The sequence below is a fragment of the Pseudomonas sp. NPDC089741 genome (genome assembly GCF_044748825.1).
In the GTDB taxonomy this organism is placed as follows: Bacteria; Pseudomonadota; Gammaproteobacteria; order Pseudomonadales; family Pseudomonadaceae; genus Aquipseudomonas; species Aquipseudomonas helmanticensis.
The window spans coordinates 135140-149136 of record NZ_JBIVGT010000011.1 but is presented as its reverse complement, the minus strand read 5'-3'; the positions used below and the strand labels follow the sequence as shown (position 1 = coordinate 149136).

Sequence of the window (13997 nt, the reverse complement as noted above, 5' to 3'; positions counted from 1 at the left end):
AATGAAAATAAATACGACAAAAAACTAAATGCGGCGTTGTGCATAATTGTGTAGAGCGACAAAAAGGCCATGGGCAGCCAGGTCTGCTCGGTCTACCTGCTTGATCCCGAGACCAACCGCTTCGTCCTGATGGCCACCGAGGGCTTGAACAAGCGCTCGATCGGCAAGGTCAGCATGGCACCCAACGAAGGTCTGGTCGGTCTGGTCGGCACGCGTGAAGAACCCCTGAACCTCGAAAACGCTGCGGATCACCCGCGCTATCGCTACTTCGCCGAAACCGGTGAAGAGCGTTATGCCTCGTTCCTCGGTGCACCGATCATTCACCACCGCCGCGTCGTCGGCGTGTTGGTCATCCAGCAAAAAGAACGCCGCCAGTTCGACGAGGGTGAAGAAGCCTTCCTCGTGACCATGAGCGCGCAGCTCGCCGGCGTAATCGCCCACGCCGAGGCCACCGGATCGATCCGTGGCCTGGGCCGTCAGGGCAAGGGGATTCAGGAAGCCAAGTTCGTCGGCGTGCCGGGTTCGCCGGGTGCGGCGGTCGGTACGGCGGTGGTCATGCTGCCGCCGGCCGATCTCGACGTGGTGCCGGACAAGACCATCACCGACATCGACGCTGAGCTGGCGCTGTTCAAGACCGCCATCGAAGGCGTGCGCGCCGACATGCGCGCGTTGTCCGCCAAGCTGGCGACGCAGTTGCGCCCGGAAGAGCGCGCACTGTTCGACGTCTACCTGATGATGCTCGACGATGCCTCGCTGGGCAGCGAAATCACCACCGTGATCAAGACCGGCCAGTGGGCACAGGGCGCGCTACGTCAGGTGGTCACGGAACACGTCAACCGATTCGAACTGATGGACGACGCCTATCTGCGTGAGCGTGCCTCGGACGTCAAAGACCTCGGTCGCCGCCTGCTCGCTTACTTGCAGGAAGAGCGTCAGCAGAACCTGGTCTACCCGGAAAAAACCATTCTGGTCAGTGAAGAACTGACGCCGGCGATGCTCGGCGAGGTGCCGGAAGGCACGCTGGTCGGTCTGGTCTCGGTACTCGGTTCGGGTAACTCGCACGTCGCGATCCTTGCCCGAGCGATGGGCATTCCGACGGTGATGGGTCTGGTCGACCTGCCGTACGCCAAGGTCGACGGCATCGAAATGATCGTCGACGGTACACGCGGCGAGGTCTACACCAACCCGAGCGAAGTGCTGCGCAAGCAGTTCGCCGAAGTCGTCGAAGAAGAGAAACAACTGGCGCTGGGCCTCGACACCCTGCGCGACCTGCCGTGCGTGACCCTCGATGGCCACCGCATGCCGCTGTGGGTCAACACCGGTTTGCTGGCGGACGTGGCGCGGGCGCAGAAGCGTGGCGCCGAAGGTGTCGGCCTGTACCGCACCGAAGTGCCGTTCATGATCAACCAGCGCTTCCCGAGCGAGAAGGAACAACTGGCGATCTACCGTGAGCAGCTCGCCGCGTTCCACCCGCAACCGGTGACCATGCGCAGCCTCGACATCGGCGGTGACAAGTCGCTGTCGTACTTCCCGATCAAGGAAGACAACCCGTTCCTCGGCTGGCGCGGCATTCGCGTGACCCTCGACCACCCGGAAATCTTCCTGGTGCAGACCCGCGCGATGCTCAAGGCCAGCGAAGGCCTGAACAACCTGCGGATTCTGCTGCCGATGATCTCCGGCACCCACGAACTCGAAGAAGCCCTGCACCTGATTCACCGGGCCTGGGGCGAAGTGCGCGACGAAGGCACCGACGTGCCGATGCCGCCGATTGGCGTGATGATCGAGATCCCGGCAGCGGTGTACCAGACCAAGGAACTGGCGCGGATGGTCGACTTCCTGTCCGTCGGTTCCAACGACTTGACCCAGTATCTGCTGGCGGTCGACCGCAACAACCCGCGTGTTGCCGATCTCTACGACTACCTGCACCCGGCGGTGCTGCAAGCGCTGCAAACCGTGGTGCGCGATGCCCATGCAGAAGGCAAACCGGTGAGTATCTGCGGCGAGATGGCCGGTGATCCGGCAGCGGCGGTGCTGTTGATGGCGATGGGTTTCGACAGCCTGTCGATGAACGCCACCAACTTGCCGAAGGTGAAATGGATGTTGCGTCAGGTCAATCTGAGCAAGGCTCAGGAATTGCTGGCGGAGCTGATGACTATCGACAACCCGCAAGTGATCCACAGCTCGCTGCAATTGGCGCTGAAGAACCTTGGGTTGTCGAAGATGCATCCGCCGGCGGTGGTCAAGGCCCTCTGAAGATCAAAAGCCCCTCATCGGAACGCCGCCCGCCTATCCCTCTCCCGGGGGGAGAGGGGACTGATTGGGGGATGCTGCAGAACTCCGCCGACCTGAAAGTGCTGTGTTGAATCCATAATCGACTCACACGGACAAGAAGGTGCTGTGTTGAATCCATAATCAACTCGGTCTTTCAGGTCGGTGTATGGCGCAAGACACCTCGGTCGGCCCCCTCTCCCTCCGGGAGAGGGCTGGGGTGAGGGTCAGCTCTTAGACACAAACCTCAACTTCACCAAGATGCCCGCCATACGGCCCGAAACTCCGCTCGACCATCCGCCGCGATCCATCCGCCTGCACGATCAACGCCGTACTCGCCCGCGTCCCATAACTCTGGCTGGCAATAAACACACTCGATAACAAAGTCTCAGTCGCCAGGCCCACCCCGGTATTCGGCAATTCCGCTGCCGGCGCGGTCTGCGCATCGCCAAGCAAATCCAGCAAGCGCTGCGGCTGCGGATCATCCAGCACCGCGCTTAACGCTGCCTTGGCCTTGAGCAACTTCGGCCACGGCGTATCCAACCCGGCATTGGATAACCCATAAACCCCAGGCTGCAACATCACCGGCTCCGACAACCGTGCATTGAAGTGCCACAGCTCATGACTATTGCCGAGCAGCAGATTAAACCCGGCATATTCCGCCGAACGCCCGACCACCTCGCTCAAATAATCATCGATCGACGCATCACCCGTGAGAAACCGCGCCACCAGCTCCCCTCGCGACTTGCGCGCTGGCGCCTGCTGCGGGTCGCGAATATTGGTCAGCGCGGCAAAGCGGCCATTGGCACCGATGCCGAGCCAGGTCCCGCCAGCTTCAAGATCACGCCCGGCATGCACATGCGGCGCCTCCAGCCACTGCGCCAAGGGCAGGCTCGGCCGGGCGTAAAACTCGTCACGGTTGGCCGCGACGATCAGCGGCTGGGCATGGCCCGGGCGCCAGGCAAAAACAATCAGGCACATAAGGTGGTCCTTGTGTGTTTTTTGTCCACTCTACGCATCCCGCGTCCGTGCATCCATCGCAAGTGGAGCAGAGGGGTGTGCATCCGTTACCATGCCGCTCCGGTTTTGCGGATGCGGTCAGGGGAGACGGTCATGGAATTTCTGCTCTATCTGGCGCTGGGCGCCTGTGCGGGCGTGCTGGCCGGACTGTTTGGCGTCGGCGGCGGGATCATCATCGTCCCGGTGCTGGTGTTCAGTTTCACCTTGCAGGGCTTTGATCAGTCGATCCTTACGCATCTGGCGGTCGGTACGTCGCTGGCGACGATCATCTTCACTTCGGTCAACGCCGTGCGTGAGCATCACCGCCGCGGTGCGGTACGCTGGCCGATCTTCATGTGGATGGCCGTCGGAATCCTGCTGGGTGCAGGTTTCGGCGCGCTGACCGCCGAAGCGATTTCCGGGCCGCACCTGCAAAAGATCATCGGCGTGTTTGCCTTGATCATCTCGGTGCAACTGGCGCTGGACATCAAACCCAAGGCCAGCCGAACGGTGCCGGGTAAACTCGTTCTCACCGTGGCCGGCAGTGTGATCGGCTGGGCCTCGGCGATTTTCGGCGTCGGTGGTGGTTCGCTGACCGTGCCGTTCCTGACCTGGCGCAGCGTGCCGATGCAGCAAGCGGTGGCGACCTCATCGGCCTGCGGTCTGCCGATCGCCTTGGTCAGTGCATCAAGTTTCATGATTCTCGGCTGGCACGATCCGTTGTTGCCGCCGCATAGTCTCGGTTTTGTATATTTGCCGGCGTTGTTGGGCATCGCCCTGACCAGTATGGTCTTCGCCCGCATCGGCGCGCGATTGGCGCACAGATTGTCGCCGCGCTTGCTGAAACGGCTGTTCGCCGCTTTGCTGTTCAGCGTGGGTTTGAGCTTTCTGCTTTAACCGCGTCGCAATCCTGGCTTAATCCTGAGGTGGCAGCGTCGCCCGGGAATTTTGGTTTCAACTCTAACGAGGAGTCGCAATGCTGCCTTACCCGCAGATCGACCCGGTGGCCCTGGCCATCGGTCCGCTGAAAATCCACTGGTACGGTCTGATGTACCTGATCGGCATTGGCGGCGCGTGGCTGCTGGCGTCGCGCCGGCTTAACCGTTTCGACCCGACCTGGACCAAGGAGAAACTCTCCGACATGGTCTTCTGGATGTCGATGGGCGTGATCGTCGGCGGACGTCTCGGTTACGTGCTGTTCTACGATCTGAGCGCCTACCTGGCCAACCCGACGCTGATTTTCGAAGTGTGGAAGGGCGGCATGTCGTTCCACGGCGGTTTCATCGGCGTGATGCTCGCAGCCTTGTGGTTCGGCAAGCGCAACGGCAAGTCGTTCTTCCAGCTGATGGACTTCGTCGCGCCGATGGTACCGATCGGTCTGGGTGCCGGACGCATTGGTAACTTCATCAACGCCGAGTTGTGGGGCAAAGCCACCGACGTGCCGTGGGCGATGGTCTTCCCGCCGTTCAGCGATCCGGCGCAACTGCCGCGTCACCCGTCGCAGCTGTATCAGTTCGCGCTCGAAGGCGTGGCGCTGTTCCTGATCCTGTGGATTTTCTCGCGCAAGCCGCGTCCGACCATGGCCGTCTCGGGCATGTTCGCGCTGTTTTACGGCATCTTCCGGTTCATCGTCGAATTCGTTCGCGTGCCGGATGCGCAGCTCGGCTACTTGGCCTGGAACTGGCTGACCATGGGCCAGGTGCTCTGCGTGCCGATGATCGTCGGCGGGCTGTTCCTGATCTGGCTGGCCTATCGTCGCGCACCGGCAGCACCGCTCGCGCCGACGGCTTAAACTACGAACCCCGGCGCGCGACGCCGGGGCTCAAAGGACACAGGTAACTCATGAAGCAATATCTCGAACTGGTCTCGCACGTCATTCAGAACGGCAGCAAACAGGCCAACCGCACCGGCATCAACACCATCAGCTTCCCGGGTGCGATGCTGCGTTTCGATCTGCAGGAAGGTTTTCCGGCGATCACCACGCGCAAGATGGCCTTCAAATCGGCCATCGGCGAGATGTGCGGTTTCCTCCGTGGCGTCAATAACGCCGCTGAATTCCGTGCGCTGGGCTGCAAGGTCTGGGACCAGAACGCCAACGAAAACGCACAGTGGCTGGCCAACCCGTTCCGCCAGGGCGACGACGACCTCGGCGAAATCTACGGCGTGCAATGGCGCAAATGGCCGGCGTACAAGCAGATCCCGCTGAGCAATACCGCCGCCATCGAACAAACCCTGAGCAACGGCTACAAGCAGATCGCTCAGGGCGAAGAAGACGGCCAGGCCTACGTGGTGCTGTACAAAGCCATCGATCAGGTGCGCCAGTGCGTCGACACGATCATCAAGGATCCGGGCAGCCGTCGCATCCTGTTCCACGGCTGGAACGTCGCTCAGCTGGATGAAATGGCCCTGCCGCCGTGCCACCTGTTGTATCAGTTCCATCCGAACGTCGAGACCAAAGAGATTTCACTGACCCTCTACATTCGTTCGAATGATCTGGGTCTGGGCACGCCGTTCAACCTCACCGAAGGCGCCGCGCTGCTGAGCCTGATCGGTCGCCTGACCGGCTACACGCCGCGCTGGTTCACCTATTTCATCGGTGATGCGCACGTCTACGAGAACCACCTGGACATGCTCAACGAACAGCTCAAGCGCGAGCCGTTCGCCATGCCGAAACTGAAAATCTCGGATCGTGTACCGGAGTTTGCCAAGACTGGCGTGTATCAGCCGGAATGGCTGGAACTGGTCGAACCGAGCGACTTCTCGCTGGAAGGTTACGAACACCACGCGCCAATGACTGCGCCGATGGCGGTCTGACAAACAATACGCAACACCCTTGTGTAGGAGCTGCCGCAGGCTGCGATCTGTTGATCTTGCTGTTTATAAGATCAAAAGATCGCAGCCTGCGACAGCTCCTACAAAGTAGGTTGGATATCTGCAGATGCATTTCCACTGTCATTTCTGACAGTAGCCGACGTGCCGCGCCCCGTGATTAGCTGACGGCCTCCAAAGCGAGGTAACGGTCATGGCAGGCGCAAGCGGGTTTTTCGATGGCGGCAATACTGACTCAGGTTTATCGACAGAGACGCCCCTGACAGCGACAGCAACGACATTACAGCCGCCACTGATCGCCTATTTCTATTTAAAGGAAAACCGTTATTTCGAGTTCGGTAAAACCGAGCCGGAAGGCGCTGTCATTCCCCTGGAAATCATTGGCCCGGGCTCGCCGTTTAGCAATTCGGCGCACGCCCTGCTGGATCCTTCCGCGCCGCAGATCAGCATTGGCGACATGCTTCGCGTGGAGTGGTTGCCAATGAACGGTTCTCCGTCGTTTCAATCGGCGGATGTTGTGGTGTACAGCAAGGACTACTGGATCCCGATTGCCATCCCGGACAGCGAGCTCAAGCGCTTGGAAGGTCTTGATGTCGAGGTGACTTTCTTTCATCTTCCGCAAGCCGGTGGTGCAAAACCTTTCCCTGCGCAGAAAGTCTTTGTCGCCCCAGAGCTGGGCCGCAAGCCCGTGCTCAAGGTGGAAGGCGTGGTCAATGAAATGCTGGAAGCTGCCGCGTTTCCTGATGGCATTACCGTAAGACTGGCGCCAATTGAGAACCTGCGCGCCTGTTACGGCATTGAAATTCTCTGGACGCAATCGCCGGATCATTGGGTCGAGCGTCAGCGTCGATTGGCGGTTAATCCAAAGCAGACGATGGCGTTTCACATCGCGCCTGAGGTTTATCAGCCGCATGTTGGCCACAGCGTCACGGTTAAATACTTCATTTATCTGGGCGCTCGCCTGAGTCCCAACTTCTTCTGGAACCCTGGCGTTATCACGGAAGTGAGTTTCAAGGTGATCTAAACCCCTGTAGGAGCTGCCGCAGGCTGCGATCTTTTGATCTTATAAACAGCAAGGTCAAAAGATCGCAGCCTGCGGCCGCTCCTACAGGAAGGGTATGTGGTTAGTGGCCGTGGCTGCGGCCTACGTGGGAGTGTTCGACTTCGGTTGCGACGACTCCGCCGCTGACTTCCAGCCGCTGCAAAATCCCGCATTGATCGGCCATCGGCCCTTCGCCACACCGTTGGCGCAGGTCAAGCAACTGCGTCTGCAACGCCAACAACCCATCAATACGCGCCTTCACATGCTGGATGTGTTCGTCGATCAACGCATTGACGCTTTCGCATTGATCCTGCGGGCTGTCGCGCAAAGTCAGCAGGCTGCGAATCTCTTCGAGAGTCATGTCGAGGGTGCGGCAGTTGCGGATGAAGGTCAGGCGTTCGGCGTGCGCCTGGGTGTAGACGCGGTAGTTGCCGTCGCTGCGGGCCGGTTCCGGCAGGAGGTTTTCGCGCTCGTAATAGCGGATGGTTTCCACGGCGCAGTCGGTGAGTTTGGCCAGTTCTCCGATCTTCATGACGGCAATCTCCAAAAGGGTGCTTGACCCTATAGTGGCTACAGGGTCTTTACTTGGCAACAGGCACCTTCATGGACGCGACCAATGAGCGATTCCCAGCACACCCACAAGCCCGGCGATGGCCACGATCACAGTCATAAATTGCAGCCTGTGCACAAGCATTCCCATGGCGGCGATTCTTGCTGCGGGTCGAAAGTCGCAGCGCCGGCACCGGTTCATGCGCACGAGGATTCCTGCTGCTCGTCGACAGCGGCCGCGCCTGCGTTGGTGCAGCTGAGCGAAAAGACCAGCGCCGATGCGCGCCTGAGCAGTTTCCGCATCGAAGCGATGGACTGCCCGACCGAGCAGACGCTGATCCAGAACAAGCTCGGCAAACTCGCCGGCGTGCAGCAGCTCGAATTCAATCTGATCAACCGCGTACTCGGCGTAACCCACAATCTGCCGGACACCGCGCCGATCACCGAAGCGATCAAATCCCTCGGCATGCACGCCGAACCGATGGAGGCGGGCGTCGAAGCGCCGGCCCCGGCGCCAGTGAAAAAACACTGGTGGCCGTTGGCACTGTCCGGCATCGGCGCACTTGCCGCCGAAGTTATCCACTTCACCAACGCCGCACCCACCTGGGTGGTGGCGATCATCGCGCTGGTGTCGATCCTCAGCGGTGGCCTGACCACTTATAAAAAGGGCTGGATCGCCCTGAAGAACCGCAACCTCAACATCAACGCGCTGATGAGCATTGCCGTGACCGGTGCGATCCTCATCGGCCAGTGGCCGGAAGCGGCGATGGTGATGTTCCTGTTCACCGTCGCCGAGCTGATCGAAGCGCGTTCGCTCGACCGTGCGCGTAATGCGATCAGCGGGCTGATGCAGATGACGCCGGAGCAAGCCACGGTGTTGCAGGCTGACGGTTCGTGGATTGAGCAAGACGTGAAAAACGTCGAACTCGCCGCCCGCGTACGGGTGAAGCCCGGCGAGCGCATCGCGTTGGATGGCGAAGTGGTTAGCGGCAGTTCGACCATCGACCAGGCGCCGATCACCGGGGAAAGCCTGCCGGTGGAAAAAACCGTCGGCGACAAAGTCTTCGCCGGCACCATCAATCAGGCCGGTTCGTTGGAGTACGCGGTTACCGCAGCGGCGAATAACTCGACCTTGGCGCGGATCATTCACGCCGTTGAACAGGCTCAAGGCGCACGCGCACCGACTCAGCGTTTCGTCGATCAGTTCTCGAAAATCTACACGCCCGTGGTGTTCGTGTTTGCCTTGGCCGTGGCGATCATTCCGCCGTTGTTCATGGGCGCCGTGTGGTTCGACTGGATCTACCGCGCGCTGGTGTTGCTGGTGGTCGCGTGCCCATGCGCACTGGTGATTTCCACCCCGGTGACCATCGTCAGCGGCCTCGCGGCAGCGGCGCGCAAAGGCATTCTGGTCAAGGGCGGCGTGTATCTGGAGGGCGGTTTCAAACTTGATTATCTGGCGCTGGATAAAACCGGCACGATCACCCACGGCAAACCGGTACAGACCGATTACCTGTCCCTCGACCCAACCGCCGATGCCACCGCACCGGCAATCGCCGCTGCCTTGGCCGGTCGTTCTGATCACCCGGTGTCGCTGGCCATTGCCAACGCCGCTGTGGATAAAAACTTCGCCGCGCTGATTGTGGATAACTTCGAAGCGTTGGGCGGGCGTGGCGTTAAAGGCGACATCAACGGCCAGACCTACCACTTGGGCAACCATCGTCTGGTCGAAGAACTCGGCCTGTGCTCGCCCGCGCTGGAAGAAAAACTCTTCGCGCTGGAAAAACAGGGCAAATCCGTGGTGCTGCTGCTCGACAGTTCCGGCCCGCTGGCGCTGTTCGCAGTGGCCGATACCGTCAAGGAAACCAGCCGCGAAGCGATCCGCCAACTGCATGAACTCGGGGTGAAAACCCTGATGCTCACCGGTGATAACGTCCACACCGCTCAGGCGATTGCCGCGCAGGTCGGTATCGACGAAGCCCGAGGCGACTTGCTGCCGACCGACAAACTGCAAGCCATCGAAGACCTTTATGCACAGGGTCGGCGAGTCGGCATGGTCGGCGACGGCATCAACGATGCGCCGGCACTGGCTCGCGCCGAGATCGGTTTCGCCATGGCCGCCGCCGGCACCGACACCGCGATTGAAACCGCCGATGTCGCCCTGATGGACGACGATCTGCGCAAGATCCCCGCGTTCATCCGCCTGTCGCGCAATACTGCCAGTATCCTGAAACAGAACATCGCCTTGGCCCTGGTGATCAAGGCTATCTTTCTTGCGGTAACCTTCGCCGGACTTGCCACCATGTGGATGGCGGTGTTCGCTGACATGGGCGTGAGCCTGTTGGTGGTGTTCAACGGTTTGCGCCTGCTGCGCAAATAACGATGAGGGATGGTTGTGCTGAGTGCCGAGCTGAAAGCGTTTTACATGGTCGCCCGCCTGGGCAGCATCACGCTGGCGGCGAAAAAACTCGGCCTCAGCCAACCGACCGTGACCACGCAGATCCGCAATCTGGAAAGTCAGTATTCGGTGGAGCTGTTTTATCGCGGCGGCCGACGCTTGAGTGTCAGTGACGAGGGCGCGCGGCTGTTGCCGATGGTCAAGACGCTGTTGCAGCAGGAAGCCGACATCGAGTTTTTCCTGCGCAACAGCGGTCAGGTGCAGGGCACTTTGCGCATCGCCGCGACGGCGCCGTATTACATCCTCGATCTGGTGAAGACCTTTCGCGAGCGTTTGCCGCAGGTGGAAGTGTCGGTGGAAATCGGCAACTCGCAACAGGTGCTGGAGGCGCTGGAGGACTATCGGGTGGATATCGCCGCGTCGTCGCAATTGCTCGATGACGCGCGGTTGATTCGTCGCGTGCTGGGCACTGATCCACTGGTGCTGGCGGTGCATCGCAATCATCCGCTGGCGGCGCAGGAGCATGTCGCGTTGAGCGCTTTGGCCGGGCATACGTTGTTGATGCGTGAATCCGGTTCGACCACGCGACGATTGACTGAAGAGTTGTTGGCGACTGCCGGGGTGAGTTACGGCACGTTGCTGGAGATTGGCAGCCGCGAGTCGATCCGTGAGGCGGTGCTGCGCAATATCGGCATCAGCATCATTGCGCGGCAGGAAGTGCCGCATGATCCGCAGTTGCGCGTGCTGACGATCGAGAATGCGCCGCAGATTCCGGAGTATCTGTATTGCCTTAAAGAGCGCAAGGGCGCGCGGTTGCCGGCGGCGTTTCTCGGCTTGGCGCAGGAAATGTCCCCTGCGTAATGATCGTTCCCACGCTCCGCGTGGGAATGCAGCCCGGGACGCTCTGCGTCCCAAGAGCCGAACGCGGAGCGTCCGATGAGGCATTCCCACGCAGAGCGTGGGAACGATCTCTGGTAACCCAAATCCCCGAATACCACTATCAGCAGTTTTTGCCTCGTTGCCACATGACGGACGCATTACAACTCTAGGATTGGCCTCATCTGCTTGATGAGGTCTTTCCATGAATCCTGCCATCGCAACTGCCCTGACCAACCCCGGTGCGCCGATGAAAGTGCGCGGCGTGCAGAAACGCTTCGGCGCGTTCACCGCGCTGGATAACGTCTCCCTCGACGTCGCTGCCGGTGAACTGGTGTGCCTGCTTGGCCCCTCGGGCTGCGGCAAAACCACCTTGCTGCGTTGCATCGCCGGTCTGGAAAAACAGGACAGCGGCGAGCTGTACCTCGGTGACCGCGACGTCTCGCACCTCGCCCCGCAGGCTCGCGATTACGGGATTCTGTTCCAGTCCTACGCGCTGTTCCCCAATCTGACGGTCGAGGCGAACATTGCCTACGGCCTCGCCGGCAGCGGTCGCGATGAGGTGCGCCGCCGCGTCGGGCAGATGCTGGAACTGGTCGGCCTCACCGGTAGCGAGAAAAAGTACCCCGGCCAGCTGTCCGGCGGCCAGCAGCAACGTGTGGCGCTGGCCCGCGCTTTGGCGCCGGCACCGTCGCTGCTGTTGCTCGACGAGCCGATGTCGGCCCTCGACGCCCGCGTCCGCGAGCATCTGTGCACCGAGCTGCGCCAACTGCAACGCAACCTCGGCATCACCACGCTGATGGTCACGCACAATCAGGACGAAGCCATGCTGATGGCCGACCGCATCGCCGTGATGAACAATGGCCGCGTCGAGCAGTACGCTACCCCGCAGGAAATCTACAACCGCCCGGCCACGCCGTTCGTGGCCGAGTTTGTTGGTCAGGGCAATTGGCTGCCGTTCCAGCGCAGCAGCGACAGTCACGCACAGGTTGGCGGAATGAACCTGCGCCTCAGCGACGGCAGCGTCCAGCGCGCCTCGGGTCGACTGTTCTGCCGCCCGGAAGCGATCAACGTCAATCCGCCGGTGCACGAAGAAAACCTGTTCCCGGCCAAAGTCCGCGAGATCACCTTCCTCGGCAACCGCTGCCGCATGAGCTTCGAACTCGATCAACTGCCGGGCCACGCCTTGCTCGCCGAACTCGCCCCGGAAGCCATGCCGCGCCTCGGCGCCCAGCAAATCATGGTCGCCTTGCCGCCGCGCAGCCTGCAGGTGTTTGCCTGATGAACAGCAACCTCGCGCTGCCGCTACCGCACAAGCAGGTGCGACAGTCATCGAAAGCCGAGATCGGCGACCGCATTTTTGTTGTCGGCGGCAAACTTCTCCTGTTGGTCTTGCTCGGCGTCGCGGTGTTGCTGCCGTTGCTGGCGATCTTCTGGCGTGGTTTCAGCAGCGAGGCCGGGCAGGGCGGTGGCTGGGTCGCGGCGAAGGAGTTGGTGACCAGCGAGAATTTCCACTGGCTGCTCGGCAACAGCCTGAAAGTGTCCCTCAGCGTTGCGGCCATCGTCGTACCGCTGGCGTACCTGTTTGCCTACGCGCTGCAGCGCACGCTGATTCCGGCGAAGGGCATCTGGCGCGGGATTTCGTTGTTGCCGCTGATGGCGCCGTCGATGCTGCCGGGAATTGCACTGGTCTATCTGTTCGGCAATCAGGGCATGTTGCGCGGGCTGCTCTCGGACAACATCTACGGGTTCTGGGGGATAGTGCTGGGCGAGGTGATCTACACCTTCCCGCATGCGCTGATGATTTTGCTGTCGGCGTTGTCGCTGGCCGATGCGCGATTGTTCGATGCTGCGTCGAGCATGGGCGCCAGTCCGGCCAAGGCGTTTCGCAGTATCACCTGGCCGGCAACGCGTCAGGCTGTGTTCGCCGCGTTCTGTCTGGTGTTCACCCTGACCATCACTGATTTCGGTGTGCCGGTGGTGGTCGGTGGCGACTATCAAGTGCTGGCGCTGGAAGCCTACAAAGCCGTGGTCGGCCAGCAACAATTCGGTCGCGGCGCGTTGATTGGCATGGTGCTGTTGCTGCCGGCGCTGTTCAGCTTCGGCGTCGATGCCTGGCTGCGTCGACGTCACGGCGACTCCATGAGCGGTCGGGCGCAGGTGTTCAAACCGGCGCCGTCGAAACTTCGTGATGGCTGCTATCTGGCGATTGTGTTGCTGATCAGCGCGGCGTTGATTCTGGTGTTCGGCATGGCGGTGTTTTCGTCGCTGGTGAAGTTCTGGCCGTACAACCTGTCGCTGTCACTCAACCACTACCAGTTCAACGAAACCGCCGGCGGTGGCTGGCTGGCCTACAGCAACAGTTTGAAGATGGCGCTGGGCACGGCGTTGATCGGCAGCGTGCTGATTTTCACCGGCGCTTATCTGATGGAGAAAACCCGCGATCAGCGCGGCCTCAACCTGGCGTTGCGCATGCTCAGCTTCGTGCCGATGGCGGTGCCGGGGCTGGTGCTCGGTCTGGGTTACGTTTTCTTCTTCAACCTCAGCGGCAACCCGCTGCACGTGCTGTACGGGACGATGACGCTGCTGATCGTCTGCACCATTGCGCACTATCTGACCACCGCGCAGATGACCGCGACCACTGCGCTGCGTCAGCTCGACGCCGAGTTTGAAGCCGCCGCGCTGTCGCTCAAGGCGCCGCTGTACCGCCACTACCTGCGCGTCACCGTGCCGATTTGCCTGCCGGCGCTGCTCGACATCGTGCGCTACCTGTTCGTCTCGGCGATGACCACCGTGTCGGCAGCGATCTTCCTCTACAGCCCCGACACCATCCTTGCGGCGGTCGCGGTGCTGAACATGGATGACGCCGGCAACGTCGGCGGCGCGGCGGCGATGTCGACCCTGATTCTGTTCACCTCGGCGGGCGTGTCCTTGCTGCTGGCGTGGGCTTCGCGCGGCTTGCTGCGCCGTTCTCAAGCCTGGCGGCAAACCGCGCCCGGTCACTGATTCACACCCTCAACTCAAAAGACAGGATACCGA

The 13997-nt window shown here is 61.1% G+C and carries 10 protein-coding genes and 1 pseudogene; 9 read left to right on the top strand and 2 right to left on the bottom strand.

Translation table 11 applies throughout. The annotated features are described in order from the left end of the window. Window positions 1-2253 (top strand): annotated as a pseudogene (gene ptsP / locus ACIPZE_RS13995) (phosphoenolpyruvate--protein phosphotransferase); the annotation flags it as partial. 249 nt (window positions 2254-2502) lie between these two features. On the opposite strand, the gene ACIPZE_RS13990 reads toward ptsP, so the two are convergent. Then, entirely contained in the window at window positions 2503-3249 is a 747-nt protein-coding gene (locus ACIPZE_RS13990; protein ID WP_400773328.1) for an NRDE family protein, read from the bottom strand. Between the two features lie 132 nt (window positions 3250-3381). On the opposite strand from ACIPZE_RS13990, the gene ACIPZE_RS13985 reads away from it, so the two are divergent. From ACIPZE_RS13985 to ACIPZE_RS13970, 4 genes are all read left to right on the top strand, one after another. Continuing rightward, window positions 3382-4164, top strand: coding sequence for a sulfite exporter TauE/SafE family protein (locus tag ACIPZE_RS13985; protein WP_400773326.1), 783 nt, complete (start codon window positions 3382-3384; stop codon window positions 4162-4164). Window positions 4165-4243: 79 nt separating this feature from the next. Beyond that, window positions 4244-5059: a prolipoprotein diacylglyceryl transferase gene (lgt, locus tag ACIPZE_RS13980; protein WP_007913003.1), complete on the top strand. Its 816-nt coding sequence runs from the start codon at window positions 4244-4246 to the stop codon at window positions 5057-5059. A 50-nt stretch (window positions 5060-5109) separates the two neighbouring features. Next, complete coding sequence (locus tag ACIPZE_RS13975; RefSeq protein ID WP_283438443.1) at window positions 5110-6081, top strand: thymidylate synthase; 972 nt, start codon at window positions 5110-5112, stop codon at window positions 6079-6081. 208 nt (window positions 6082-6289) lie between these two features. Beyond that, window positions 6290-7120, top strand: coding sequence for a hypothetical protein (locus ACIPZE_RS13970; RefSeq protein WP_400773324.1), 831 nt, complete (start codon window positions 6290-6292; stop codon window positions 7118-7120). Window positions 7121-7220: 100 nt separating this feature from the next. On the opposite strand, the gene cadR is transcribed toward ACIPZE_RS13970, so the two are convergent. Continuing rightward, window positions 7221-7670 (bottom strand): Cd(II)/Pb(II)-responsive transcriptional regulator, encoded by a 450-nt coding sequence (gene cadR, locus ACIPZE_RS13965; RefSeq protein ID WP_034153703.1) that lies wholly within the window; start codon window positions 7668-7670, stop codon window positions 7221-7223. Between the two features lie 84 nt (window positions 7671-7754). Between cadR and ACIPZE_RS13960 the strand changes: the two genes are divergently transcribed. The 4 genes from ACIPZE_RS13960 to ACIPZE_RS13945 all read left to right on the top strand — a co-directional run bounded on the left by ACIPZE_RS13960 (window position 7755) and on the right by ACIPZE_RS13945 (window position 13964). Next, window positions 7755-10064: a heavy metal translocating P-type ATPase gene (locus tag ACIPZE_RS13960; protein WP_400773322.1), complete on the top strand. Its 2310-nt coding sequence runs from the start codon at window positions 7755-7757 to the stop codon at window positions 10062-10064. 15 nt (window positions 10065-10079) lie between these two features. Further along, window positions 10080-10943, top strand: coding sequence for a LysR family transcriptional regulator (locus ACIPZE_RS13955; protein WP_400773330.1), 864 nt, complete (start codon window positions 10080-10082; stop codon window positions 10941-10943). A 220-nt stretch (window positions 10944-11163) separates the two neighbouring features. Beyond that, entirely contained in the window at window positions 11164-12240 is a 1077-nt protein-coding gene (locus ACIPZE_RS13950; RefSeq protein WP_016983207.1) for a putative 2-aminoethylphosphonate ABC transporter ATP-binding protein, read from the top strand. Beyond that, window positions 12240-13964, top strand: a complete 1725-nt coding sequence (locus tag ACIPZE_RS13945) for a putative 2-aminoethylphosphonate ABC transporter permease subunit (RefSeq protein WP_400773320.1) — start codon at window positions 12240-12242, stop codon at window positions 13962-13964. Before ACIPZE_RS13950 ends, ACIPZE_RS13945 begins: the two co-directional genes overlap by 1 nt. The last annotated feature ends 33 nt before the right edge of the window (window positions 13965-13997 follow it).